Raw genomic sequence first — 23,992 nt, 5'->3', positions numbered from 1 at the left:
CCGACACCGGCAGCACCGGACGCCGCGCGGGGTGGGCCCAGGCCCGCCGCGCCGGCCCCCAGCGCTCCCGCTGCGGCGCAGCCCTCTCCGGCGCGTCCGGCGGCGCCGTCGCCGGCCGCTCCCGCGGCTCCGGCCGCCCGCCCGGCGGCCGCCTCCGCCGCGCCCGCCGCCCCCAGCGCACCGGCCCCCAGCCGTCCCGCGCCCGGCGGCTCTGCCCCGCGTCCGGGCGCCCCGGCCGCGCCGGGCCGTCCCGCTCCCGGTGGCGGCGCTCCGCGCCCGGGTGCCCCCGCGGCCCCCGGCGCCGGCGCTCCCCGTCCCGGCGCCCCCGCGCGTCCGGGCAACAACCCCTTCGCCCCCAGCCAGGGCATGCGCGGCGGTGCGCCGCGTCCCGGCGCCCCGCGTCCGGGCAACAACCCCTTCGCCTCCAGCCAGGGCATGCGCACGGGCGCTCCGCGTCCGCAGGCCCCGGGTGGTCCCGCCGGCGCTCCCGGCGCCCCCGCCGCGGGTGCTGGCGACCGTCCGGGTGGGCCCCGTCCTGGCGGTCCGCGTCCGGGTGGTCCCCGCCCCAACCCCGGCATGATGCCGGGCCGCTCCAGCGTCGGCCGTCCGGGCGCACCCGCCCGCGGTGGCGCTCCCGGGCGTCCCGGCGGCCCCGGTCGCCCGGGCGGTCCCGGCGGCGGTGGCGCTCCCGGCCGTCCCGGTGGTGGCCCCGCCGGTGGTGGCTTCGGGAAGGGCGGTCGCGGTCGCGGCGGCACCCAGGGCGCGTTCGGCCGCTCCGGCGGCCGTCCGGTCCGCGGGCGCAAGTCGAAGCGCGCGAAGCGCCAGGAGTTCGAGGCCATGCAGGCCCCGAGCGTCGGCGGCGTGCAGGTCCGCCGCGGTGACGGCACCACCGTCATCCGGCTGCGCCGCGGCGCGTCGCTGACCGACTTCGCCGAGCGCATCGACGCCAACCCCGCGTCGCTGGTCACGGTGCTGTTCCACCTCGGTGAGATGGCCACCGCCACCCAGTCCCTCGACGAGGACACGTTCCGCCTGCTCGGCTCCGAGCTGGGCTACGACGTGCAGATCGTGTCGCCGGAGGACGAGGAGCGCGAGCTGCTCGCCGGCTTCGACATCGACCTGGACGCCGAGCTCGAGGCCGAGGACGACGACGACCTGGAGGCCCGTCCTCCGGTGGTCACCGTCATGGGCCACGTCGACCACGGAAAGACCAAGCTGCTCGACGCGATCCGCTCCACCGACGTGGTGGCGGGCGAGGCCGGCGGCATCACCCAGGCCATCGGCGCCTACCAGGTCCACACCACGCACGAGGGTGAGGACCGCGCCATCACCTTCATCGACACCCCGGGTCACGAGGCGTTCACCGCCATGCGCGCCCGCGGTGCCCAGGTGACGGACATCGCGATCCTCGTGGTCGCGGCGGACGACGGCGTGATGCCCCAGACGATCGAGGCCCTCAACCACGCGCAGGCCGCTGGCGTGCCGATCGTGGTGGCGGTCAACAAGGTCGACAAGGAGGGGGCGAACCCCGACAAGGTCATGCAGCAGCTGACCGAGTACAACCTGGTGGCCGAGCAGTACGGCGGCGACACCATGTTCGTGCCGATCAGCGCGCTGAAGCGGCAGGGCATCGACGACCTCCTCGAGGCCGTCCTGCTCACCGCCGACGCGGCGCTCGACATGCGGGCGAACCCCGACAAGGACGCTCGCGGCGTGGCCATCGAGGCCCACCTCGACAAGGGCCGCGGTCCGGTCGCCACGGTGCTGGTCCAGTCCGGCACGCTGCGCGTCGGCGACGCGATCGTGGCGGGCAACGGCTTCGGCCGCGTCCGCGCCATGCTCGACGAGAACGGCGAGACGGTCGACGAGGCCACGCCCTCCCGGCCCGTCCTCGTGCTCGGCCTCACGGCCGTGCCCGGCGCCGGCGACACCTTCCTGGTGGCCCCGGACGACCGCACGGCCCGCCAGATCGCCGAGCGCCGCGAGTCGGCCGCCCGCGCCGCCAGCCTGGCCAAGCGCCGCAAGCGCATCAGCCTGGAGGACCTCAACGAGGCCCTCGCCGCCGGCAAGGTCGAGACCCTCAACCTCATCATCAAGGGCGACGGGTCCGGCTCGGTCGAGGCCCTCGAGGACGCCCTGCTGGGCATCGAGGTGAGCGACGACGTCGAGCTGCGGATCATCCACCGCGGCGTGGGCGCCATCACCCAGAACGACGTCAACCTGGCCACGGTCGACAACGCCGTGATCATCGGGTTCAACGTGCGTCCTGCCGAGCGCGTGGCCGACCTGGCCGAGCGCGAGGGCATCGACATGCGCTACTACTCGGTGATCTACCAGGCCATCGACGACGTCGAGCAGGCCCTGCGCGGCCTCCTCAAGCCGGAGTTCGAGGAGGTGCAGCTCGGCACCGCCGAGGTGCGCGAGGTGTTCCGCTCCTCCAAGTTCGGCAACATCGCCGGTTCGCTGGTGCGCAGCGGCACGATCCGCCGCAACTCCAAGGCGCGCCTCACCCGCGACGGCGTCGTGGTCGGCAACGACCTGTCCATCGAGTCGCTGCGGCGGTTCAAGGACGACGCGACCGAGGTCCGTGACGGCTTCGAGTGCGGCATCGGCCTGGGCAGCTTCAACGACATCAAGGAGGGCGACGTCATCGAGACGTTCGAGATGCGGGAGAAGCCCCGCGCCTGACCCCTCCCGGCCGTGGTCACGGGCGTCCGCCACCCTCGCAGGTGGCGGACGCCCATGATCACCGGGGGGCTCTCCGAGCGGAGCGACCGAGCATGTACGTAGGCGCCCTCGTCGTCGACCTGCTCCTCGGCGACGTCCACTCCCTGAAGCACAAGCGGGCCGTGGTGCGCCCGCTGCTGGCCCAGCTCAAGCGGCTGGAGGTGAGCGCCGCGGAGACCGGCCACCAGGACCTGCACCGCAGGGCCGAGATCTCCGTCGGCGTCGTCGCTGGCGACGTCGGCCACGTCCAGCGCGTGCTGGACGCCGCCGAGCGCGTCGTCGCCGACGACCCGGAGGTGCAGGTCCTCTCCGCGCACACCATGATCCACAGCGACGACGACTGACCTGCCCCACCCGGGGCAGCACGAACCACCTGGAGGTAGCCGTGGCCGACCCGGCACGCGCCCGCAAGCTCGCCGACCGCATCAAGGTCGTCGTCGCCGAGACCCTCGAGCGCCGCATCAAGGACCCGCGCCTCGGCTTCATCACCGTCACCGACGCCCGGGTGACCGGTGACCTGCAGCACGCGACGGTCTTCTACACCGTCTACGGCGACGACGAGGCGCGCGCCGGCACGGCCGCGGCCCTGGCCAGCGCCAAGGGCGTGCTGCGCTCGGAGGTGGGCCGGCGGACCGGTGTCCGCCTCACCCCGACGCTCGAGTTCATCGCCGACGCCCTGCCGGAGACCTCGGCCCACTTCGACGACGTGCTCGTCAAGACCGCCGCGCGCGACGCCGAGGTCGCGGCCCTCGCCTCCGGCGCCGCGTACGCCGGTGACGAGGACCCGTACCGCAAGCCGGCCGAGCACCTCGACGACGACGAGAGCGCCGACGACGACGAGAGCGACGACGCCGACGCCGAGAGCGACGACGAGAACGCCCCCGGCGCCGGGTCCGCGCGCTAGACCGGGTCCACCACCGGCGCCGCCGCCAGCAGGTCGGCGGCGTCGGCGGGCCTGCCGTAGAAGTACCCCTGGGCCAGCGGGCAGCCGAGCGCCTGCAGCAGCCCCGCCTGCTCGGGGGTCTCCACCCCCTCGGCGATGGCCACCAGGCCCAGCGTCGCGGCCACCCCGAGCACGGCCTCGACCAGCGCCCGGCGCCGCGGTGAGGTGGTGGCCGTCGACAGCAGCGCCGCGTCGATCTTCAGGTAGTCGGCGGGCACCTCGTCGAGGCGCGAGAAGGTGGAGTAGCCCGCGCCGAAGTCGTCGACGGCCACGCGCACGCCCCGGCGGCGCAGCTGCTCCAGCGACGCCAGGGCCGGGCTGGAACCCCCCTCGACCACGCTCTCGGTCACCTCCACCACCAGCTGCTCCGCCGGCCAGCCGCAGCGCTGCAGCTCCGCGAGGACCCCGTCGGCGTAGTCGGCGTCGACGAGCTCGCGCCCGCTGGCGTTCACGGTCAGCAGCACCGGCTCGTCGAGACCGGTCTGCAGGACGCGGGCCTGCTCGCAGGCGCGGCGCAGGACGAAGGCCCCCAGCGCCCGCACCAGACCCGCGTCCTCGGCCACCGGCACGAACTCCGAGGGGGGCACCGGGCCCCGCCCCGCGTGGTCCCAGCGGGCGAGGGCCTCCACCGCGGCGGTGCGCCCGCTGCGCACGGAGACCACCGGCTGCAGCACCACGCGCAGCCCGCCCCCTCCGGGCGCGACCAGCGCCGCCGCGAGGTCGCCCGCCAGGTGACCCGTGCTGGCGTCCCCGAGCACCACCCGCCCCCGGCCGCCGCTCTTGGCCCGATAGAGCGCGGCGTCCGCACGGCGCAGCACCTCCCCGGGCGGCTCCGCGCGCAGCGCCACCACCACGCCCGCCGACACCGACGCCTCCAGCCCCCGCACGAGGTCCTCCAGCGCCGCCGGGGTGGCGTCGCCGCCCCAGCCGGGCACCACCAGCGCGAACTCGTCCCCGCCGAGCCGCCCCACCACGGCTCCGCTCGGCAGGCGCCGCTGCAGGCCGCGGGCCAGGGAGCGCAGCAGGTCGTCACCCACCTGGTGGCCGTGGGCGTCGTTGACGCGCTTGAAGTGGTCGACGTCCAGCAGCGCCACCGCCATCGGCGCCCCCGTGCGGGTGGCCTCCTCGAGGCGGCGCTCGAGGGCCTCGTCGAACCCCCGGCGGTTCAGCAGGCCGGTCAGGGCGTCGTGGTCCGCCCGCGCCGCGCGTCCGGCGAGGTCGCCGATCACCAGCGCCACCGCGCCCAGCAGCACGAGGAACCCGGTCACCACCACCCACGGCAGCGTCCGCTCGTGCAGCGCGGCGCTGCTCGCGACCACCAGCAGCGCCAGCTGGAGCAGGGCCTCGGCGCCGGCGAAGTAGTAGAAGACGTCGATCGCCACGAACGTGTAGGTGCTGGCCAGCGCCAGCGCCGTGGTGGTGCTCGGCGCGGTGAGCACCACGGCCGTGATGAGGGCCGTGCCCGAGGTCACCAGGGCGTGGAACGCCAGCGACCGCAGCCGCTGCCCGTGCCGCAGGACGACCAGGCCCGTGGCCGTCGCGACCCCGGCCACCGCGAAGAGGGCGAGGCTGCGGGCGGGGTCCGCCAGCGCTGCCAGCAGCACGGCCAGGCCCCCCGCCACGTACAGGCTGCCCGTGGTGCGCGCGAGCACCCACGGGGCCACGAGACCACCGCGGCGCCAGCGCCGCACGGGCGAGATGCTCTCCACGTCCGGGGCATCGGCGGCGCGGGCCGAGCCCTCCAGCGGGGCGGTCCGGGTCGGGACCAAGGTCCCTGGTGCCTCCACCCGTCCGGAGGAGGGAGCAGCCGGCCTGGGAGGCTGGCGGCGTGCAGCAGCGCCGCAGCGGACCCGCCCCGAGCGGCCTCGTCGTCGTCGACAAGCCGGCGGGGATGACCAGCCACGACGTCGTCTCGCGGGTGCGGCGTGCCGCCGGGACCCGGCGCGTCGGCCACGCCGGCACCCTGGACCCGGGCGCCACCGGCGTGCTCCTGGTGGGGGTGGAGCGGGCCACGCGGCTGCTGACGCACCTGGTGGGGGCGGAGAAGGAGTACCTGGCCACGATGCGGTTCGGGGTGGCGACCCACACCGACGACGCCGACGGCGACGTCCTGGCCCGCACCGACGCCGCCCACCTGACCAGGGCCGACGTCGAGCGGGCGGCGGCCGCGCTCACCGGCCACCTCGACCAGGTGCCCAGCACGGTCAGCGCCAAGAAGGTGGACGGCCAGCGCGCGCACGCACTGGTCCGCGCCGGCCAGGAGGTGGTGCTGGCCGCGCGCCCCGTGGTGGTGAGCGCCTTCGAGGTGCTCGACGTCCGTCCCGCCCGGGACGAGCGGGCGCCCGAGGTGGCCGCCGTGGACGCCGACGTCCGCGTGGTGGTCAGCTCGGGGACCTACGTGCGGGCCCTGGCCCGGGACGCCGGCGCCGCCCTCGGGGTGGGCGGGTCGCTCACCGCGCTGCGGCGCACCCGCGTCGGCACCTTCGCCGAGGCCGCCGCCGTGCCCCTGGACCGCCTCGTGGAGGACGGCGCCGCGCCGCACCTGCTGGGCCTGGCCGACGCCGCCCGGCGCGTCTTCCCGGTGGCCGAGGCCGACGACGCGCTCGCCCGGCGCCTGGCGATGGGCCAGCGGCTGGCCGCCGGCCAGCTGCCCGTGCCCCCCGGGGCGCAGGGCCCGGTGGCCGTGCTCGGCCCCGGGGACCGCCTCGTGGCGCTGGTGGAGGAGCGCGACGGCGCGATCCGCCCCGTGCTCGTGCTGGCGGACCCGGCCGAGGTGGGCTGACGGCTGCCACCCGCTCGCCGGCCCACCGCCTGACCGGCCCTGGCGACCACGCGCCGCGCGTGCCTACCCTGGCACCACGCACGCGCGAGGACGCCGGGCGGCAGCTGCGGGGGAGGCCCTGTGACGGTGACGGTGGAGGCGCGTCGGCGCCGCGCTGAGATCGCCTCGGCGCGCGGGGGCCTGCGGACCTCCGTCCCGGGCCCGGCGGCGGTCCGCGAGGAGATCCGCGCCAGCTGGGCGCGGTCGGCGGCCACGGTCGCCCCCGACCTCGACGTGGCGCCCATGGCCGACCCCGACGACGTCGAGCGCGCCTGGCGCGGCTCCCCGCTGCAGCACGCCGTGCGCGTCATGGGCCCGCAGCTGGCCCGCGCCGCCGAGGACGGCGACCTCGTCGTCGCCGTCACCGACGCCTCCGCGCGCATCCTGTGGACCTCCGCCGGACGCGTGATGCGCCGCCGCGCCGAGTCCGTGGGGTTCGCCCCCGGAGGCCGGTGGGACGAGGCCAGCGTGGGCACCAACGCCCTCGACCTCGCGCTGCGCACCGGGTCGCTGTCCACGGTGTGGTCGGCCGAGCACTTCGCCCACGCCGTCGAGGGGTGGGTGTGCTGGGCGGCGCCGGTCTACGACGAGCGCACCGGGCGCGCGCTCGGCGTCGTCGACCTGTCCACCACCTGGGACCGGGCGCAGCCGCTGGGACCGGCCACCGCGGGGGCGCTGGCGCAGCTGGTGCAGCACGCCGCCTCCACGGGCCAGCCCGCACCGGCCGACCGCGGCGCCGAGCAGCCGGTGCTGGAGCTGCGGCTGCTCGGGGCGGGGGAGGCCCGCCTCGGCGGGCGGCGCCTCGCGCTGACCCGGCGCCAGCTGGAGGTGCTCGCCCTGCTGGCGCTGCACCCCGAGGGGCTCTCGCTGCCCGAGCTGCACGCCTCCCTGTACGGGGACGCCCCCGTCACCACCTCCACGCTCAAGGCCGAGGTCAGCCACGTGCGGGCCGCGCTCGGAGGCGCCCTCACCTCACGGCCCTACCGGCTGGCGCTGCCGGTGCGCACCGACGTCGACGCCGTGCTGGACGCCGTCGCGCAGGGCGAGCCGACCGCCGCGGCCGAGCACTACGGCGGCGACCTCCTGGCGGGCACCGAGTCACCCGAGCTCCGCCAGACCGCCAGCTACGTCACGTGCGCTGTGCGCGAGGCGCTGCTCGCCGACCCCGCCGCCGAGGCCGCCCTGCGCTGGGCGCGCACCTGCCCCTGGGACTCCGAGGTGCTCGCCGCGGCCCTGGCGGCCGCCCCCGCCGGTGAGCCGTCACGGGCGCTGCTCGCCGCCCGCCTGGCCGTCGCCGACCTCTGAGCCCACCGCCGAGCCGACCGGCCGAGCGACCAACCAGCCGCCAACCGCCTCCGGACGAGCATCGGGGCATCCCCTCCCGGGGAGCACGACACTGAGGTCGAGCAGGAGGTTCGCCATGGCCTACGCCCAGCCCGGCACCGAGGGCGCTCTCGTCAGCTACGAGGAGCGCTACGACAACTACATCGGCGGCAAGTGGGTCCCGCCGGTGGAGGGCCGGTACTTCGACAACCCCTCGCCCGTCACCGGGCACGTCTTCACCCACGTCGCGCGCTCCACCAAGGCCGACGTCGACCTGGCCCTCGAGGCCGCCCACGGCGTCGCCCAGACCTGGGGCCGCACCAGCCCCGCGCAGCGCGCCAACATCCTCAACAAGATCGCCGACCGCATCGAGGAGCACCTCGAGGAGCTCGCCGTCGCCGAGTGCTGGGAGAACGGCAAGGCGGTCCGCGAGACGCTCAACGCGGACCTGCCGCTGGCGGTGGACCACTTCCGCTACTTCGCCGGCGCCATCCGCGCCCAGGAGGGCGGCATCTCGCCCATCGACGACTCCACGGTGGCCTACCACTTCCACGAGCCGCTGGGCGTGGTCGGGCAGATCATCCCCTGGAACTTCCCGATCCTCATGGCCGTGTGGAAGCTGGCCCCGGCGCTCGCGGCGGGCAACTGCGTGGTGCTCAAGCCCGCCGAGCAGACCCCGTGGTCGATCCTCAAGGTGGTCGAGATCATCGGCGACCTGCTGCCCGACGGCGTGCTCAACGTGGTCAACGGCTTCGGCGCCGAGGCGGGCAAGCCGCTGGCGAGCTCGGACCGGATCGCGAAGGTCGCCTTCACCGGGGAGACCACCACGGGGCGGCTGATCATGCAGTACGCCTCGCAGAACCTCATCCCGGTGACCCTGGAGCTGGGCGGCAAGAGCCCCAACGTCTTCATGCCGGACGTCATGGCCGCTGACGACGCCTTCCTCGACAAGGCGCTCGAGGGCTTCACGATGTTCGCGCTCAACCAGGGCGAGGTCTGCACCTGCCCGTCGCGGGCGCTGGTGCACGAGTCCATCTACGACGAGTTCATGGAGCGCGCCACGAAGCGCGTGGAGGCCATCGTCTCCGGCGACCCGCTCGACACCGCCACGATGATCGGCGCGCAGGCCAGCAACGACCAGCAGGAGAAGATCCTCAGCTACCTGCAGATCGGCCGCGACGAGGGCGCCACGGTGCGCACCGGCGGCGGGAAGCGGACCGTGGAGGGCCTGCCCGACGGCTACTACGTCGAGCCGACCATCTTCGAGGGCACCAACTCGATGCGGATCTTCCAGGAGGAGATCTTCGGCCCCGTGGTCTCGGTGACCCGGTTCTCCGACGAGGACGACGCGCTGCGGATCGCCAACGACACCCTCTACGGCCTGGGCGCCGGGGTGTGGACCCGCGACGCGAACACCGCCTACCGGCTGGGCCGCGGCATCCAGGCGGGACGGGTGTGGGTGAACAACTACCACGCCTACCCGGCCCACGCGGCCTTCGGCGGCTACAAGCAGTCCGGCATCGGCCGCGAGAACCACAAGATGATGCTCGACCACTACCAGCAGACCAAGAACATGCTGGTCAGCTACTCGCCGGACAAGCTCGGCTTCTTCTGACAGGCGGACGATGAGCTCAGGTCCAGGAGCGACCGCCGCCTCGCGGGTGGACATCACCCCCGAGGCGGCGGCCCTGGTCGCGCAGCTGGTCGAGCAGCACGGGCCCGTGATGTTCCACCAGTCCGGCGGCTGCTGCGACGGGTCGTCGCCGATGTGCTTCCCCGACGGCGACTTCATCACCTCCGAGGCCGACGTGCTGCTGGGGGAGGTGGCCGGGGCGCCGTTCTGGATGTCGGCGTCCCAGTACGAGTACTGGCGGCACACCCACCTCACGGTGGACGTGGTGAAGGGGCGCGGGGCGGGGTTCAGCCTCGAGGCCCCCGAGGGCGTGAGGTTCCTCATCCGCTCGCGGCTGCTCACCGACGCCGAGGTGGCGCTGGCCGAGCCGGGTCGGGGGAGCAGCTGACCCCTCCGCCGCCGACGCGCAGAAGACCCGCACCCCGGGCTCGGGGGTGCGGGTCTTCTGCGTGGTCACCGGACGGGGTCCGGCGCGTGTGCCAGCGGGGCTCAGCGGGGGGTGCTGCCCCCGGAGCCTCCGCGACCGCCGAAGCGGGAGGCGAGCTTGCCGATCTTCGCGCGGTTCTCCGGCCTGCTGGCGTACTCCTGCGCCTTGCGGGAGGCCGTGCCGATGGCGCGCTGGCCCTTCGGGCTGCGGGCGAAGCGGGTGAGCTTGTCGAGGATGCCGGCCATCGACCCATGATCGGCCGGTCCTGCCCGCCGCGCACCCCGAGCGCTCCGGCGGCCCCCGTGGGCGGGTCCGCCGGAGCGGCGTCCAGACTGTCGGCGTGCAGCGGTGGTCTGGCCTCGAGGAGGTCCCGGCGGGCTTCGGCCCCTCCGTGGTGGCGCTCGGCAACTTCGACGGCGTCCACCGCGGCCACACCAGCGTGCTGCGGGCCGTGGTGGCCCGGGCGCGCGCGCTCGGGGCGCAGGCGGTGGCCGTGACGTTCGAGCCGCACCCGCTCGCGGTGCTGCGCCCGCAGGCGGCGCCCCCGCTGCTCACCACGCTGCGCCGCAAGCTGGAGCTGCTCGAGGAGACCGGCCTGGACGCCGTCCTCGTGCTGCCCTTCACCGCCGAGCTCGCCTCGTGGCCGCCGGAGCGCTTCGTGGCCGACGTCATGGTGGGCGCGCTGGGCGCCTCGGTGGTCTGCGCCGGGCGGGACGCCCGGTTCGGCAGGAACGGCGCGGGCTCGCTGGACAGCCTGCGCGACCTGGGGCGCGACCACGGCTTCGAGACGGTCGCCCTCGAGGACGTCCACGGTGACGGCCACGGCGCGCAGGACGACGACGGCGAGCGCCGCTGGAGCTCGTCCTGGGTGCGCGAGCTGCTCACCGCGGGGGACGCGGCGGCCGCCGCCGAGCAGCTGGGCCGGCCGCACCGGGTGGAGGGCGTCGTGGTGCACGGCGACCACCGCGGCCGCGAGCTGGGCTACCCCACGGCCAACCTCGGCCAGGTGGGGGTGCTCGTCCCCGGGGACGGGGTGTACGCCGGGTGGCTGGTGCGGCTCGACCTGGCCGGGGTCTCCGACGCCGAGGCCGCGGCGCGCGGCGGCCGGGTGCTCCCGGCCGCGGTCTCCATCGGCACCAACCCGACCTTCGACGGGCTGGAGCGCCGCCTGGAGGCGCACGCCCTGGTGGGCAGCGAGGCCTCCGCGCAGCTGGACCTGTACGGGGAGCGCGTGGGCGTCGACGTCGTCGAGCTCCTGCGGCCCACGCTGCGCTTCGACTCCGTCGAGGCGCTGGTGGAGCAGATGGACGCCGACGTGGTCCGCTGCCGCCAGGTGCTGGCGGAGCACCCGGTGGAGTGCTGAGGCGCCCCTGACCGGCGGCCGTTCACACGGCTGTAGCATGGGGGTGCCGTTCGATCGGCCGCGGACCCAAGAGCCCGGGTGGACCAGCCCCGGAGCGCCGCGCAACGAGACTCTGCGAGGAGCACCACCATGCCGCTCGACGCCGCCACCAAGCAGCGCATCATGTCCGAGTACGCCACGGCCGAGGGCGACACGGGCTCCCCGGAGGTCCAGATCGCGATGCTGACGCAGCGCATCAAGGACCTGACCGAGCACTTCAAGGAGCACCCGCACGACCACCACAGCCGTCGTGGTCTGCTCCTGCTCGTCGGCCAGCGCCGCCGGCTGCTGCAGTACCTGACCAAGACGGACATCAACCGGTACCGCACGCTCATCGAGCGCCTCGGCATCCGCCGCTGACCCCCCGCGACCCCCGGCTGGTGCCGGGGGTCGCTGCACGTCCCAGAACCACGTCCCAGATCCCACGGGGCGGTGCGCGCGAGGCCCGGTCCTCGACAGTGGCCGCCGGAACCTCCGCGGGCGCGAGAGCGCCAGCGGTGGCGGACCGGCGGCTTCGATCGATGGCCGGTCAGCGCCCGCTCTCGCCGCGTGGTCAACGCCACCGAGAGAAAGAGAGGGAACCCGTGGAGGGTCCCGAGATCTCCGCCAGCACCGCCGTCCTCGACAACGGCTCGTTCGGCTCCCGCACCGTCCGCTTCGAGACCGGGCGCCTCGCCAAGCAGGCCGCCGGCTCCGTCGCCGCCTACCTCGACGGCGAGACGATGCTGCTGAGCGCCACCACCGCCGGCAAGCACCCGCGCGACGGCTTCGACTTCTTCCCGCTCACCGTCGACGTCGAGGAGCGGATGTACGCCGCGGGGAAGATCCCCGGCTCGTTCTTCCGCCGCGAGGGCCGCCCCGGCACCGACGCGATCCTCACCTGCCGCCTCATCGACCGGCCGCTGCGCCCCTCCTTCGTGAGCGGCCTGCGCAACGAGGTCCAGGTGGTCATCTCGGTGCTCGCGCTGCACCCGGACGACCCGTACGACGTGCTGGCCATCAACGCGGCCTCCGCGTCCACCCAGCTGAGCGGCCTGCCCTTCTCCGGCCCGATCGGCGGCGTCCGCGTCGCCCTCATCGACGGCCAGTGGGTCGCCTTCCCGCGCCACTCCGAGATCGAGCGCGCCGTCTTCGACATGGTCGTGGCCGGCCGCGTCGTCGGTGACGACGTCGCGATCATGATGGTCGAGGCCGAGGCCACCGAGACGTCCTGGGACGCCATCAAGGGGGGCGCCCCCGCGCCGACCGAGGAGGTCGTCGCGCAGGGCCTCGAGGCCGCCAAGCCCTTCATCGCCGAGCTGTGCCGCGCCCAGGCCGAGCTGGCCGCCGCCGCGCAGAAGCCGGCCGTGGAGTTCCCGCGCTTCCTGGACTACCAGGACGACGTGCTCGAGGCCGTGAAGGCCGCCGGCACCGCGGACCTGACCGCCGCGCTGGCCATCGCCGACAAGCAGGAGCGCGAGGCCGCCACCGACGCCGCCAAGGCGAAGGTCCAGTCCTCCCTGGCCGACCAGTTCGAGGGGCGTGAGAAGGAGGTCTCGGCCGCCTTCCGCTCGCTGAACAAGTCGCTCGTGCGCCAGTCGATCCTGCGCGACGGCACCCGCATCGACGGCCGCGGCCTGCGCGACATCCGCCAGCTCTCGGCCGAGGTCGACGTGCTGCCGCGCGTGCACGGCTCGGCGCTGTTCGAGCGCGGCGAGACCCAGATCCTGGGCGTCACCACGCTGAACATGCTCCGCATGGAGCAGCAGCTCGACACCCTCTCGCCGGTGACGCGCAAGCGCTACATGCACAACTACAACTTCCCGCCGTTCTCCACCGGCGAGACCGGCCGCGTCGGCTCCCCGAAGCGCCGCGAGATCGGCCACGGCGCCCTGGCCGAGCGCGCGCTCATGCCGGTGCTGCCGAGCCGCGAGGAGTTCCCCTACGCGATCCGCCAGGTCTCCGAGGCGCTGGGCTCCAACGGCTCCACCTCGATGGGCTCGGTCTGCGCGTCCACCATGTCGCTGCTGAACGCGGGTGTGCCGCTGCGCGCGCCCGTCGCCGGCATCGCCATGGGCCTCGTCTCCGCCGAGGTGGACGGTGAGACCCGCTACGCGGCGCTCACCGACATCCTGGGCGCCGAGGACGCGTTCGGTGACATGGACTTCAAGGTGGCCGGCACCTCCGAGTTCGTCACGGCCATCCAGCTCGACACCAAGCTCGACGGCATCCCCGCCTCGGTGCTGGCGTCCGCGCTGACCCAGGCCCGCGAGGCCCGCCTGCACATCCTGTCGGTGATGGCCGAGGCCATCGACAGCCCCGACGAGATGGCCGACACCGCCCCGCGCGTCATCTCGGTGAAGGTCCCCGTCGACAAGATCGGCGAGGTCATCGGCCCCAAGGGCAAGATGATCAACCAGATCCAGGACGACACCGGCGCCGACATCTCCATCGAGGACGACGGCACCGTGTACATCGGCGCCGTCGACGGCCCGTCGGCGGAGGCCGCGCGCAGCGCGATCAACGCCATCGCCAACCCGCAGATGCCCGAGGTGGGGGAGCGCTACGTCGGCACCGTCGTCAAGACGACCGCGTTCGGCGCCTTCGTCTCCCTGACGCCGGGCAAGGACGGCCTGCTGCACATCTCCAAGATGCGCGCGCTGGCCGGCGGCAAGCGCGTGGAGTCCGTGGACGACGTGGTCTCCGTGGGCCAGAAGATCCAGGTGGAGATCACCGAGATCGACCCGCGCGGCAAGCTCAGCCTCTCCCCGGTGGTCGACGAGGCGGCGGCTGCCGCGGACTCCGCCGACAGCGCGCCGGCCGCGGCGATCTGAGGGACTGACCCGCTGACATGACGGCTGTCCCCCTGCCCCTGGAGCAGGAGGGCACCCTGACCCTCTCCGGCCAGGACGCTGACGGACACGGTGCCACCGTGCGCCGCAGCGTCCTGGCCGGAGGCGTTCGGGTGCTCACCGAGGCGGTGCCCGGCCTGCGGTCGGCGACCCTGGGCGCCTGGGTGGGCGTCGGGTCGCGCGACGAGGCCGACGGCCACCACGGCTCCACGCACTTCCTCGAGCACCTGCTCTTCAAGGGCACCCGCCACCGCTCCGCCCTGGACATCGCCTCGGCGTTCGACGCGGTGGGCGGGGAGTCCAACGCCGCCACCGGCAAGGAGCACACCACCTACTACGCGCGGGTCCTCGACACCGACCTGCCGCTCGCGGTGGACGTCATCGCCGACATGGTCACCTCCGCCACGCTCGACCCCGAGGACCTCGAGGGCGAGCGCCAGGTGATCCTGGAGGAGCTGGCGATGAACGACGACGACCCTGTCGACGTCGCCCACGAGCGCTTCACCGAGCAGGTCTTCGGCGCCGACAGCCCGCTGGGGCGCCCCATCGGCGGCACCGCGCAGACCATCCTCGACGTGCCCCGCGACGCCGTGTGGGAGCACTACCAGCAGCACTACACCGCGCCCGGGCTCGTGGTGACCGCCGCCGGCGGCCTCGACCACGACGCCGTGTGCGCCGCCGTCTCCGCGGCGCTGGCGGGCGCCGGGTGGCCCCAGGACGCCCGCACCCCGCTGCCGCGGCGCTCCGCCGGGGGCCGCCAGGACCGGGGGATCGCGGACGGGCTGCCCGGCGGCTCCGTCCTCACGGTGGACCGCCCCACCGAGCAGGCCAACGTGGTGCTCGGCGGCGCGGGGCTGCGCGCGGGAGACCCGCGCCGGCACGTGCTCGCCGTCCTCAACGCCGTCCTCGGCGGGGGCATGAGCAGCCGGCTGTTCCAGGAGGTGCGCGAGCGCCGCGGGCTGGCGTACTCCGTCTACTCCTTCTCCTCCGGGTACGCCGACGCCGGGCTGTTCGGCCTCTACGCCGGATGCACGCCGAGCCGCGTGCCGCAGGTGGTGGAGCTGCTGGCCCACGAGTGGGAGCAGCTGGCCACCGGCGGGCTGCGCGACGGGGAGCTGCAGCGCGCCATCGGGCAGGTCAGCGGTGGCACGGTGCTGGCCCTGGAGGACTCCGGCTCGCGGATGTCGCGGCTGGGCAAGGCCGAGCTCGTGCACGGTGAGTACCTGTCCCTGGAGGACGCCCTGGCCCGAGCGGCCTCGGTCACCGCCGACGACGTCCAGCAGCTGGCGGCCGAGCTGTGGGCGGCCCCGCACCACCTCACCGTGGTCGGCCCGTTCGAGTCCGACCCGGTGCCGGTGGCGCCGTGACCGGACGACCCGACAGCGGCGCGACGCGCGTCCTGGTGGTGGGCGCCGGCGGGAAGATGGGCCGGATGGCCTGCGACGCGCTCGAGGGCGCCGACGACCTCGAGCTGGTCGCCCGGGCCGGGCGCCAGGACGACCCGGCGGCCCTGGCCCGCCAGCACGGTGTGCAGGTGGCCGTGGACCTGTCGGTGCCCTCGGCCTCCCCGGGCGTCGTCGCGGGCCTCGTGGCCGCCGGCGTGCACGTGGTGGTCGGCACCAGCGGCTGGGACGAGGCCGCGCTGGGCCGCCTGCGCGATCAGCTGCGGGAGGCGCCGGAGGGGATCGGCGTCGTCGTCGTCCCCAACTTCGCGATCGGGGCGGTGCTCCTGGTCCGCTTCGCGCAGCAGGCCGCCCGCTGGTTCACCTCGGTGGAGGTGCTCGAGGCGCACCACCCCGCCAAGGTCGACGCGCCCAGCGGCACCGCCGTGCGCACGGCGGAGCTGGTGGCCGCCGCCCGCCGCGAGGCCGGGACGCCGGCGGCCCCCGACGCCACCAGCTCGGGCCTGGAGGGCGCGCGCGGCGCCGCCGTGGAGGGCGTGCCCGTGCACAGCCTTCGCATGGCCGGCGTCATGGCCGCCCAGGAGGTCTGGCTGGGCAACGACGGCGAGCTGCTGATCCTGCGCCACGAGGCCACGGACCGCACCGCCTACGCCCCCGGCCTGCTGCTGGCCGTGCGCGAGGTGGCCCAGCGGCCGGGCCTCACCGTGGGGCTCGATCACCTGCTGGGCGTGTGAGGTGAAGACCAAGGCCGTCATCGGCCTGCTGCTGGCGGCGATGCTGCTCTACCTCGTGCTGCTCGGGCAGCGCGGCGTGGTGCTCGTCTCCAGCGGTGAGCCGGTGGCGGTCGCGCTCGGCGTGGGCGTGCTGATCCTGCCCGTGGTGGTGGTGTGGGCCATCGGGCGCGAGCTGGTGTTCGGCGTGCGCACGGAGAAGATGGCGCACCAGCTCGAGGCGGAGGGGCGGCTGCCTCCCGACGACCTGCCGCGCAACGAGGCGGGCCGCATCGAGCGGACCGCCGCGGACGCCGCCTTCGAGCGCTACCGCGCCGAGACCGAGGCGGCCCCGGACGACTTCGGCTCCTGGTTCCGGCTGGCCTGCGCCTACGACGCCGCCGGGGACCGCAAGCGCGCCCGCGCGGCGATGCGCCGGGCCGGGACGCTGCACAAGGCCACCACCCCCCGACCGTGACCATGGGCAGTCGGCCACCTGAGGAGGTGGCTGACTGCCCATGATCACGAGGGAGCTGGGTGTGGAGGACGCCGGGCCGGCCCCCTCTCCCGGCCCGACGTCCTCGGTCTTCACCCCCTCGGGGGCGGGTCTCAGCGGGCCAGCGGCACCGCGATGTCGGTGACGCCGGCGGGCAGGTCGCCGACCTTGGAGGCCGAGCCGTTCACGAGGTTGATCTCGTACAGGCCCTGCGTGCCGCCGACGGTCAGCGAGGCCCACGCCTTGGCGCCCACGGCCTTGCCGCCGCGCAGCTCGGACAGGACGTCGAAGCCCGCGTCGCCCTGGGCGTCCACGCCGAGGGCGCCCACCGGCACCAGTGCGCCGGAGTTGGCGGGCGACTGGATGAGCAGCTGGTCGGTGGCGGTGGAGATGTCGTACAGGACCGTGCCGGTGCTCGCGTCGGTGTCGTTGTTCGTGTACGCCGCGGCGGTCACGCCCTGCGTGCGGTCCACCGGCGGGGTGGCGGTGGGGGAGTTCAGCGGCTTGTCCGCCACGGTGGCGGCGCCGGGGGTCGCGAACGGGTGGCGCAGGTTCTGGCCGCTGTCGCTGATGACGCGCAGCGCGTTGGCGGCCGGGTTGAAGTCCACCCCGAAGGCCTTCCCCTCCAGGGCCACCGTCAGCTGGGCGACCTTGGTGGCGCCCCCGGTGGCGGCGTCGAGGGTGTAGACGCCGCCCTTGTCACCGACGCCGTAGAGCTTGCCGTCCTGCACGCGGTGGTCGATGCCGACGAGGCGGCCGTCCCCGGCCAGGCCGGTGACCTTCTTCGCCGGGCTCGCCTGCACGCCCTTGCCGACCCTCAGCTGCACCACCGAGGTGCCCTCGGCGGCCAGGCCGACCACGCTCTGGCCGCCCCCGTGCTGCTGGCCGGAGCTGGCCGAGCGGTCGTGCGCCTGGGCGGCGCCCACGCCGACGGCGGACAGGGCGAGCGCTCCGGCGGCAGCGGCGGCGGCGGTGCGGGTGAGTCCCACGGTGTTCTCCTCTGTGGTCGGGGCCCCTCCAGGAGCGGAGGGGTTCACCCGGTCCTACGAAGCCCGCTTCGCCCGCGTTCACCGCCATCTGTACTTTTCGCGGACCGGTGGTGCACCGGCCGTCGGGCGGGCAGGGGGAGCAGGTGGGGCGCAGCGCGTTCGACGTGCGCTCCGCGTACGCCGAGCACGGCGCGTCCCTGGTGGCCTTCGCCGCCAGCGCCCTCAGGGACCGGGCGCTCGCGGAGGACTGCGTGCAGGAGGTCTTCGTGCGCGCCTGGCGCGCCGCGGACCGGCACGACCCCGAGCGCGGGTCGGTGCGCACCTGGCTGTTCGCCATCGCCCGCAACGTGGTGGTGGACGCCGCCCGCTCCCGCGCCCGGCGGGCGCCCCCGGTGGCCGACGGGTCCGTCCCGGAGGCCGCCGACCCGCGGGACGCCCCCGCGGCCGTGGTGGAGCGGATGCGGCTCGCGCAGGCGCTGGCGGCCCTCAGCCCCGACCACCGCCGGGTGGTGGTGGAGGTGCACCTGAACGGACGCGACTACGCGGACGTATCACGGGAGACGGGTGTGGCGGTGGCCACGCTGCGCACGAGGATGTTCTACGCGCTGAAGGCCCTCCGGGCCGAGCTCGCGGCCGACCAGCAGGAGGGGGACCACGGTGGACGACGCTGACCGCGCGCTGCTCGCCGCCGCCGCGACCGGTCACCTCGACGACGACGAGCGCCCGCAGCTGGACGCGCTGCTCGCCCGCGACCCGTCGGCGGCAGCCGAGCTGGCGGAGCTGCGGGCGGTGCTGGCCGAGCTGGAGCCGCTGCGGGACCCCGCCGCCGCCTGGCGCGAGAGCGCCTCGCCCGGGCTGGGCGACCGGGTGGGCACGGCCACCGGCACGACCGGTCCGACCACCGGGACGACGACGAGCGCGCCAGCGCCCGTCGCCGTCGTCCTCCCGCTCCCGCGGCAGCGCCGCTCGGCGCGGCGCACGGCCGGGCTCGCACTGGCGGCGTGCCTGCTGCTCGCCCTCGGCGGGGTGGGCGGGGCGCTGGTCCGGGGCGCGATCGACCAGAGCGGGCGTCCCGCCGTCCTCACCGGGCCCCCGGGGACGCTCGGTGCGGTGGAGCGGGTCTCCACCAGCACGAGCGACGGCGTCGGCGCCACCGCGTCGGTGGTCTCGCACACGTGGGGGACCGAGACCGTGCTCGACCTCACCGGCCTCCAGCGGGGCCGGACCTACCAGGTGGTGGTGGTCGACGAGGCCGGGCGGGCCGTGGTGGCGGGGACGGTGCTCGGCACCGGCGGCGCGGTCGACTGCACGATGAACGCCGCGGTGCTGCGCGCCGACGCGTCGCGCGTGCAGGTGCTCGACCCGAGCGGGGCCGCCGTCGTCGACGCGGAGCTGCCCCCCGTCACCACCTGACCCCTCCGTGATCATGGGCTTCCCGAGCACTTTCCGGGCGTGATCATGGACTTCCCGAGCGTCCTCGGGCCGCGGGTGCGGATCTTCCCGGGACCGTCGCGCTGGCGGCCGCGGGCCCGCGAGGTGGTGGCCGCCACCGGGCAGGACGGTGGCGCAGCGCCGTGCCAGGGGTTCGAGCAGCTCATGATCGTGACCGGGGAGTGCTCGGGAAGTCCATGATCACGGTGGGAAAGTGCTTCGGAAGTCCATGATCACGGGGAGGAGGGGCGCAGGACCCGGGCACGGGCGGCGCGCGTCGCTGCGGCGGCCACCGCCTCCAGGGGACCGCGCCGGCCCGCCTCCCGGAACGCCAGCCCGACCACCACGGCCGCCGCGGCGTGGAACAGCCAGGAGCCGTACTGGCCCAGCACCTCACCGGTCGGCAGCGAGGTGACCACGTGCAGGGAGTACAGCGTCAGCGTCATCGCGCCGGCACCGGCCAGCGGCGCGAGCAGCCACGGCACCGCCCTGCCCACCAGCAGGGCGGCCCCCAGCACGGCGAGCGCGCTGCCGGTGGTGCCGACGAGGTCGAACGGGGTGGCCGAGTGCGGGGTGTCGACCAGCAGCCACGCCCACGTCGTCGTCGGCGTGGCGCCGGGCAGGAACGTGTCGAGCGCGTGCGGCAGGTCGGTGAGGCCCCACGACGGCGGCGCCTGGCCCTCGAGCACCTGTACGCCGCCCGCGGCGCCCAGGGCCGCGGCGGACGCCAGCGCCGCCGCGACGGCCGCGACCGCCCCGGTGCCCAGCAGCCAGCCCGCCACGGCCGCGCGGTGCAGCGGCAGCCGGCCCACGGCCATGCCCACCAGCAGGTACCCGGTCCACGTGATCACCGGGTACACGCCCGTGACCAGCAGCCCCGTCAGCAGCTCCAGCGGGTGCAGCAGCGAGGCCGGGTCGGGGACGTCGAAGGTGGGCGCGCTGCCGGGCCCGGAGACCAGGGGGCGCACCAGGCGGGCCACCACCGGGCCCACCAGCAGCCACGCGCCGCCGAGCACCGCGAGGGTGCGGAACCGCAGCCCCACGAACAGCGACGCGACCGCGAACAGCAGCCCGTAGTACACGAGGATCACGTAGATGTAGCCGGGCGCCAGGCCCACCAGCAGCCCGACGCCCCCGACCACCCCGGCGCGGGCGAGCACCCCGGCGCGAGCCGCGCGCAGCTCCAGGCCCCGCGGTGGCATCCGGTCGGGGCCGCGGCCCGTCGCCAGCACCAGCCCCACCCCCGCCAGCACCGCGAACAGCGCCGACGCGCGGCCGCTGAACACCTCGTACACCCAGCTCGTGCCGCCGCCGGCCGTGGTACTGGCCACCAGGTGCGTGCCCATCATCCCCAGCAGCGCCACCCCGCGGGCGGCGTCGACCCCCACGAGGCGCTCGCGACGTGCGGGGGCCCCGCCGGCCTGCGCGGCCGGCCCTGAGCGGGCGGCCGGGGAGGAGGGTGTGCTCACCCCCTCTAGTCTGCCCGCCGTGGACACCGAGCCCCTGCCCGTGCCGGAGGGCCTGCCCCTGGGGCTGGACGCCCTCGCGGAGCGGACCTTCGACGCCGTGCTGTTCGACATGGACGGCACGCTGATCGACTCCGGCCCCGTCGTCGTGAGGTCCTGGATGCGCTGGGCCGATGAGGAGGGCGTCGACCCGGCGCTGCTGGCCGGGATGCACGGCATCCCGTCGGCCCAGATCGTGGAGCGGCTGCTGCCGGCCGACCGGTGGACCTCGGCCACCCAGCGCATCGACGATATCGAGGTCTCCGACACCGACGGCATCGTCGTCCTCCCCGGAGCGCGCGAGGCGCTCGCGGCGCTGCCGGCGGGCCGCGCGGCGATCGCGACGTCGTGCACCCGCCCGCTGGCGACCGCGCGCGCCGGGGCCACCGGGCTGCCGGTCCCCGGCGTCGTCGTCACCGCCAGCGACGTGGAGCGCGGCAAGCCCGACCCGGCCCCCTACCTGCTCGCCGCGCAGCGGCTCGGGGTGGACCCGGCCCGCTGCCTCGTGGTGGAGGACGCCCCGGCCGGCATCACCGCCGGGCGGGCCGCCGGCGCCGCGACGCTGGCCGTGGCCACCACGCACCGCGTCGGCGACCTGCAGGCGGCGGCCGCGGACGCCGTCGTCGTCGACCTGTCGGGGGTGCGGCTGGTGGCCGACGATCACGGCGTGCGGGTGCTGCCCGCCTGAGGCACCATGGAGCGCTCCCGCGGTGACCAGCACGGACGCCGCCCGAGCACCCCGGAAGGTCATGACCGCCTCGCGCGATCGCTCCTCGAGCTCCCCCCAGGAGCCTCGAAGTCCCCGCCCCGCGTCCCCGACGCCCCTGGCTGCGGCGGGCGGTGGTGAGCGGTGACCGCCGTCCTGCTCCTGCTCGCCGGGCTCGTGGTGGTGCTCGTCATCACCGCGGGCACCGCGTACTTCGTGGCCCAGGAGTTCGGCTTCATGTCGGTCGACAGGTCGCGGTTGCGCGCCCGGGCGGAGAAGGGCGACGCCGCGGCCACGCGCGCCCTCGACATCACCCGCCGCACCTCGTTCATGCTCTCGGGCGCGCAGCTCGGCATCACCGTCACGGGGCTGCTGGTCGGCTACACCGCCGAGCCGCTCATCGGGCGGGCCGTGTCGCAGCTGCTGGGCGTCGCCAGCGTCCCGGAGGGCGTCGGGCTAGCCATCGGCACCGTCGCGGGCCTGCTGCTCGCCACGGTCGTGCAGATGCTGCTGGGAGAGCTGCTCCCCAAGAACTACGCCATCGCGCGGCCCGAGCAGACCTCCACGGCGCTCGCCTCCTCCACGCGGGTGTACCTGGCGCTGTTCGGGTGGGTCATCCGGGTCTTCGACGCCGCGTCCAACGCGCTGCTGCGCCTGCTGCGCATCGAGCCCGTCCACGACGTCGACTCCACCGCCACCGCGCGCGACCTCGACCACATCGTCAGCGCCTCCCGCGAGAGCGGTGACCTGCCCGCGGAGCTGTCGGTGCTGCTCGACCGGATCCTGGAGTTCCCCGACCGGGACGCCGAGCACGCCATGGTCCCGCGGCCCCGCACCGACGTCGTGCGCGCGGGCACCAGCGTCGGCGAGCTGCGCGAGCTCATGGCCACCGGCCACTCCCGCTACCCGGTGGTCGACGACGAGGGCGTGGTGGGCGTCGTGCACCTCACCGACCTGCTCGGCGCCGGCCCCTCCGTGCGCACCGCCGCCGACCTGGCCAGGCCGCCGCACCTCGTGGCCACCAGCACCCCGCTGCCGGTGGCGCTGCGGTCCATGGCCGCGGCGCGCGCGCAGCTGGCCTGCGTCATCGACGAGCACGGCGGCCTGGCCGGCGTGCTGTCCGTGGAGGACATCGCCGAGGAGGTGGTCGGTGAGCTGACGGACGAGCACGACGACCCCGCCGAGACCCCGACGCGCCCCCTGAAGGCCGCCGGCGACGTCTGGGAGGTCTCCGGGCAGGAGCCCCTGGACGAGGTCGAGCGCTTGCTCGGGCACGACTTCCCCGTCCGCTCCGACGTCGAGACCCTCGCCGGGCTCGTCATCCACGCGCACGGCACCCTGCCCGCGGTCGGTGACCGGGTGGAGGTGGAGCTCCCGCCCGACCCGTCCGCCGTCCTGCAGGACGAGCCCGACGCCCCGTGGGTGCTGCGCATGGAGGTGCTCGCCGTGGAGCGGCACGTGCCCAGCCGGGTGCGGGTCGAGCTGGCCGGGGGACCCGCCGGCCACCGCGCCGGCGCCGACGAGCGCGCCGAGGAGGTGCCCGCATGAGCTGGCTCGAGGTCTCGGGCTGGACCGCCCTCATCATCGCGCTGTCGGCCTTCTTCGTGGCCGTCGAGTTCGCGATGCTCGCCTCCAAGCCGTACCGCCTGGAGGACGCCGCGCAGCGCTCCCGCGCCGCCCGCGCCGCGCTGAAGTCGTCCAACGAGCTCACCGTGGTGCTGGCCGGCTGCCAGCTGGGCATCACCGCCTGCACCCTCGCGCTGGGCGCCATCACCAAGCCCGCGGTGCACTACGCCCTCACGCCGCTGCTCGAGGCCACCGGCCTGCCCTACTGGGTGGCCGACGTGCTGGCCTTCGTGCTCGCGCTCGTGGTGGTGACGTTCCTGCACCTCGTGGTGGGGGAGATGGCGCCGAAGTCGTGGGCCATCGCGCACCCGGAGGTCTCCGCGACGCTGCTCGCGATCCCCATGCGCGCCTTCATGCTCCTGACCCGGCCGGCGCTGCTGCTCATGAACGAGATGGCCAACGCCCTGCTGCGCCGCATCGGCGTGGAGCCCGTCAACGAGAAGCAGGACAGCTCGACCTCCGACGACCTGCGCCAGCTGGTGGAGCACTCCGCCAGCGTCGGCGCGCTCGACGCGAGCCACCGGGTGCGGATCACCGGCGCGCTCGACCTGGAGCAGGTGGTGCTCGCCGACCTGCTGCCCGAGCGGCCCGTGCTCACCGCCGCGCCCGCCGGCGCCACGGCGCAGCAGGTGCGCGAGGCCAGCCGCGGTTCCGGTCACCTGCGCGTGCTGCTGGAGGACGACGACGGCGCGCCCCGCCGCGTCGTGCACGTCCGCGACACGCTGCTGCTGCCCGACGACGCCCCCGTCGCCGACCGCGCCAGCGACGTGCTGGTCATGGACCCGGACACCCGCCTCGGCACGGCGCTCGCGGCGATGCGCCGCACGAGCAACCAGCTGGTGCTCGTGCGCGCCGACGGCTCCAGCGCCGCGGGCGTGGTGACGGTCAGCGACATCATCGGCCGGCTGTTCCCCGAGACCGTGCAGGTGGCGGAGCCGGCGCGGACGGGCGGTTCGCCGTCGCCGTCGCGCCGGGCGCTCGGCACCAGCGCCGCCACCGCGGCGCGCTGAGGCTCAGGT

General features: G+C 75.4%; 23 protein-coding genes. 19 read left to right on the top strand and 4 right to left on the bottom strand.

Annotation, left to right across the window (positions count from 1 at the left end; translation table 11 throughout):
* The 3 genes from infB to rbfA all read left to right on the top strand — a co-directional run.
* The coding region (gene infB, locus H7K62_RS20020) for a translation initiation factor IF-2 (RefSeq protein ID WP_186721966.1) at positions 1-2,688 on the top strand (2,688 nt) is incomplete at its 5' end.
* A 92-nt stretch (positions 2,689-2,780) separates the two neighbouring features.
* Complete coding sequence (locus H7K62_RS20015; protein ID WP_186721964.1) at positions 2,781-3,071, top strand: DUF503 domain-containing protein; 291 nt, start codon at positions 2,781-2,783, stop codon at positions 3,069-3,071.
* 41 nt (positions 3,072-3,112) lie between these two features.
* Entirely contained in the window at positions 3,113-3,631 is a 519-nt protein-coding gene (gene rbfA, locus H7K62_RS20010) for a 30S ribosome-binding factor RbfA (RefSeq protein ID WP_186721962.1), read from the top strand.
* On the opposite strand, the gene H7K62_RS20005 is transcribed toward rbfA, so the two are convergent.
* Complete coding sequence (locus H7K62_RS20005; protein WP_186721960.1) at positions 3,628-5,439, bottom strand: putative bifunctional diguanylate cyclase/phosphodiesterase; 1,812 nt, start codon at positions 5,437-5,439, stop codon at positions 3,628-3,630. The genes rbfA and H7K62_RS20005 overlap by 4 nt on opposite strands.
* 59 nt (positions 5,440-5,498) lie before the next feature.
* On the opposite strand from H7K62_RS20005, the gene truB reads away from it, so the two are divergent.
* The 4 genes from truB (at position 5,499) to H7K62_RS19985 (ending at position 9,835) form a co-directional block, all read left to right on the top strand.
* Positions 5,499-6,452, top strand: a complete 954-nt coding sequence (gene truB / locus H7K62_RS20000; protein ID WP_186721958.1) for a tRNA pseudouridine(55) synthase TruB — start codon at positions 5,499-5,501, stop codon at positions 6,450-6,452.
* A 120-nt stretch (positions 6,453-6,572) separates the two neighbouring features.
* The gene (locus H7K62_RS19995; protein WP_186721956.1) at positions 6,573-7,796 is read left to right on the top strand and encodes a helix-turn-helix domain-containing protein; all 1,224 of its coding nucleotides are present in this window, start codon (positions 6,573-6,575) and stop codon (positions 7,794-7,796) included.
* 115 nt (positions 7,797-7,911) lie between these two features.
* Positions 7,912-9,429 (top strand): aldehyde dehydrogenase, encoded by a 1,518-nt coding sequence (gene adh, locus H7K62_RS19990; protein ID WP_186721954.1) that lies wholly within the window; start codon positions 7,912-7,914, stop codon positions 9,427-9,429.
* 10 nt (positions 9,430-9,439) lie between these two features.
* Complete coding sequence (locus tag H7K62_RS19985) at positions 9,440-9,835, top strand: DUF779 domain-containing protein (protein ID WP_186721953.1); 396 nt, start codon at positions 9,440-9,442, stop codon at positions 9,833-9,835.
* Between the two features lie 101 nt (positions 9,836-9,936).
* Here the strand turns inward: H7K62_RS19985 and H7K62_RS19980 are convergent, their stop codons facing one another.
* Positions 9,937-10,119, bottom strand: a complete 183-nt coding sequence (locus H7K62_RS19980) for a hypothetical protein (RefSeq protein ID WP_186721951.1) — start codon at positions 10,117-10,119, stop codon at positions 9,937-9,939.
* 95 nt (positions 10,120-10,214) lie between these two features.
* On the opposite strand from H7K62_RS19980, the gene H7K62_RS19975 reads away from it, so the two are divergent.
* From H7K62_RS19975 to H7K62_RS19950, 6 genes are all read left to right on the top strand, one after another.
* Positions 10,215-11,237 carry a bifunctional riboflavin kinase/FAD synthetase gene (locus tag H7K62_RS19975; protein ID WP_186721949.1) on the top strand — a complete coding sequence of 341 codons (1,023 nt, stop codon included), beginning with the start codon at positions 10,215-10,217 and terminating at the stop codon, positions 11,235-11,237.
* 129 nt (positions 11,238-11,366) lie between these two features.
* Complete coding sequence (gene rpsO, locus H7K62_RS19970; protein WP_186721947.1) at positions 11,367-11,636, top strand: 30S ribosomal protein S15; 270 nt, start codon at positions 11,367-11,369, stop codon at positions 11,634-11,636.
* A 224-nt stretch (positions 11,637-11,860) separates the two neighbouring features.
* Complete coding sequence (locus H7K62_RS19965) at positions 11,861-14,089, top strand: polyribonucleotide nucleotidyltransferase (protein ID WP_186721939.1); 2,229 nt, start codon at positions 11,861-11,863, stop codon at positions 14,087-14,089.
* 17 nt (positions 14,090-14,106) lie between these two features.
* A complete protein-coding gene (locus H7K62_RS19960) occupies positions 14,107-15,474 on the top strand; it encodes a M16 family metallopeptidase (protein WP_186721937.1) in 1,368 nt (455 codons plus the stop codon).
* Entirely contained in the window at positions 15,471-16,244 is a 774-nt protein-coding gene (dapB, locus tag H7K62_RS19955; RefSeq protein ID WP_370591869.1) for a 4-hydroxy-tetrahydrodipicolinate reductase, read from the top strand. The genes H7K62_RS19960 and dapB overlap by 4 nt, the downstream gene beginning before the upstream one ends.
* 1 nt (position 16,245) lies before the next feature.
* Complete coding sequence (locus H7K62_RS19950; RefSeq protein WP_222437924.1) at positions 16,246-16,698, top strand: hypothetical protein; 453 nt, start codon at positions 16,246-16,248, stop codon at positions 16,696-16,698.
* Between the two features lie 131 nt (positions 16,699-16,829).
* On the opposite strand, the gene H7K62_RS19945 is transcribed toward H7K62_RS19950, so the two are convergent.
* Complete coding sequence (locus H7K62_RS19945; RefSeq protein ID WP_186721935.1) at positions 16,830-17,705, bottom strand: DUF4394 domain-containing protein; 876 nt, start codon at positions 17,703-17,705, stop codon at positions 16,830-16,832.
* Positions 17,706-17,848: 143 nt separating this feature from the next.
* Here H7K62_RS19945 and H7K62_RS19940 point away from each other — a divergent pair, with 143 nt between their 5' ends.
* From H7K62_RS19940 to H7K62_RS19930, 3 genes are read left to right on the top strand one after another with little or no spacing between them, the layout of a single operon-like run.
* Positions 17,849-18,376, top strand: coding sequence for an RNA polymerase sigma factor (locus H7K62_RS19940; RefSeq protein WP_222437923.1), 528 nt, complete (start codon positions 17,849-17,851; stop codon positions 18,374-18,376).
* The gene (locus H7K62_RS19935) at positions 18,363-19,118 is read left to right on the top strand and encodes a hypothetical protein (protein WP_186721933.1); all 756 of its coding nucleotides are present in this window, start codon (positions 18,363-18,365) and stop codon (positions 19,116-19,118) included. The genes H7K62_RS19940 and H7K62_RS19935 overlap by 14 nt, the downstream gene beginning before the upstream one ends.
* Before the next feature lie 39 nt (positions 19,119-19,157).
* The gene (locus H7K62_RS19930; RefSeq protein ID WP_186721931.1) at positions 19,158-19,337 is read left to right on the top strand and encodes a hypothetical protein; all 180 of its coding nucleotides are present in this window, start codon (positions 19,158-19,160) and stop codon (positions 19,335-19,337) included.
* Positions 19,338-19,369: 32 nt separating this feature from the next.
* Here H7K62_RS19930 and H7K62_RS19925 read toward each other — a convergent pair whose 3' ends face one another.
* Positions 19,370-20,605, bottom strand: coding sequence for a heparan-alpha-glucosaminide N-acetyltransferase domain-containing protein (locus tag H7K62_RS19925; RefSeq protein ID WP_186721928.1), 1,236 nt, complete (start codon positions 20,603-20,605; stop codon positions 19,370-19,372).
* Positions 20,606-20,624: 19 nt separating this feature from the next.
* On the opposite strand from H7K62_RS19925, the gene H7K62_RS19920 reads away from it, so the two are divergent.
* The 3 genes from H7K62_RS19920 to H7K62_RS19910 all read left to right on the top strand — a co-directional run bounded on the left by H7K62_RS19920 (position 20,625) and on the right by H7K62_RS19910 (position 23,983).
* A complete protein-coding gene (locus H7K62_RS19920) occupies positions 20,625-21,329 on the top strand; it encodes an HAD-IA family hydrolase (RefSeq protein WP_370591868.1) in 705 nt (234 codons plus the stop codon).
* A 162-nt stretch (positions 21,330-21,491) separates the two neighbouring features.
* Positions 21,492-22,895 carry a hemolysin family protein gene (locus tag H7K62_RS19915; protein WP_186721926.1) on the top strand — a complete coding sequence of 468 codons (1,404 nt, stop codon included), beginning with the start codon at positions 21,492-21,494 and terminating at the stop codon, positions 22,893-22,895.
* Positions 22,892-23,983 carry a CNNM domain-containing protein gene (locus H7K62_RS19910; RefSeq protein ID WP_186721924.1) on the top strand — a complete coding sequence of 364 codons (1,092 nt, stop codon included), beginning with the start codon at positions 22,892-22,894 and terminating at the stop codon, positions 23,981-23,983. The genes H7K62_RS19915 and H7K62_RS19910 overlap by 4 nt, the downstream gene beginning before the upstream one ends.
* The last annotated feature ends 9 nt before the right edge of the window (positions 23,984-23,992 follow it).

Origin of the sequence: Quadrisphaera sp. RL12-1S, from assembly GCF_014270065.1 — a bacterium.
GTDB lineage: Bacteria > Actinomycetota > Actinomycetes > Actinomycetales > Quadrisphaeraceae > Quadrisphaera.
This window is presented reverse-complemented; position numbering and strand designations above follow the sequence as displayed.

Coding starts and splice junctions, on each gene's coding strand:
- H7K62_RS20015 (WP_186721964.1), top strand. CDS start 2,781: ATGTACGTAGGCGCCCTCGTCGTCGACCTGCTCCTCGGCGACGTCCAC.
- adh (WP_186721954.1), top strand. CDS start 7,912: ATGGCCTACGCCCAGCCCGGCACCGAGGGCGCTCTCGTCAGCTACGAG.
- H7K62_RS19985 (WP_186721953.1), top strand. CDS start 9,440: ATGAGCTCAGGTCCAGGAGCGACCGCCGCCTCGCGGGTGGACATCACC.
- H7K62_RS19980 (WP_186721951.1), bottom strand. CDS start 10,119: ATGGCCGGCATCCTCGACAAGCTCACCCGCTTCGCCCGCAGCCCGAAG.
- rpsO (WP_186721947.1), top strand. CDS start 11,367: ATGCCGCTCGACGCCGCCACCAAGCAGCGCATCATGTCCGAGTACGCC.
- H7K62_RS19960 (WP_186721937.1), top strand. CDS start 14,107: ATGACGGCTGTCCCCCTGCCCCTGGAGCAGGAGGGCACCCTGACCCTC.
- H7K62_RS19910 (WP_186721924.1), top strand. CDS start 22,892: ATGAGCTGGCTCGAGGTCTCGGGCTGGACCGCCCTCATCATCGCGCTG.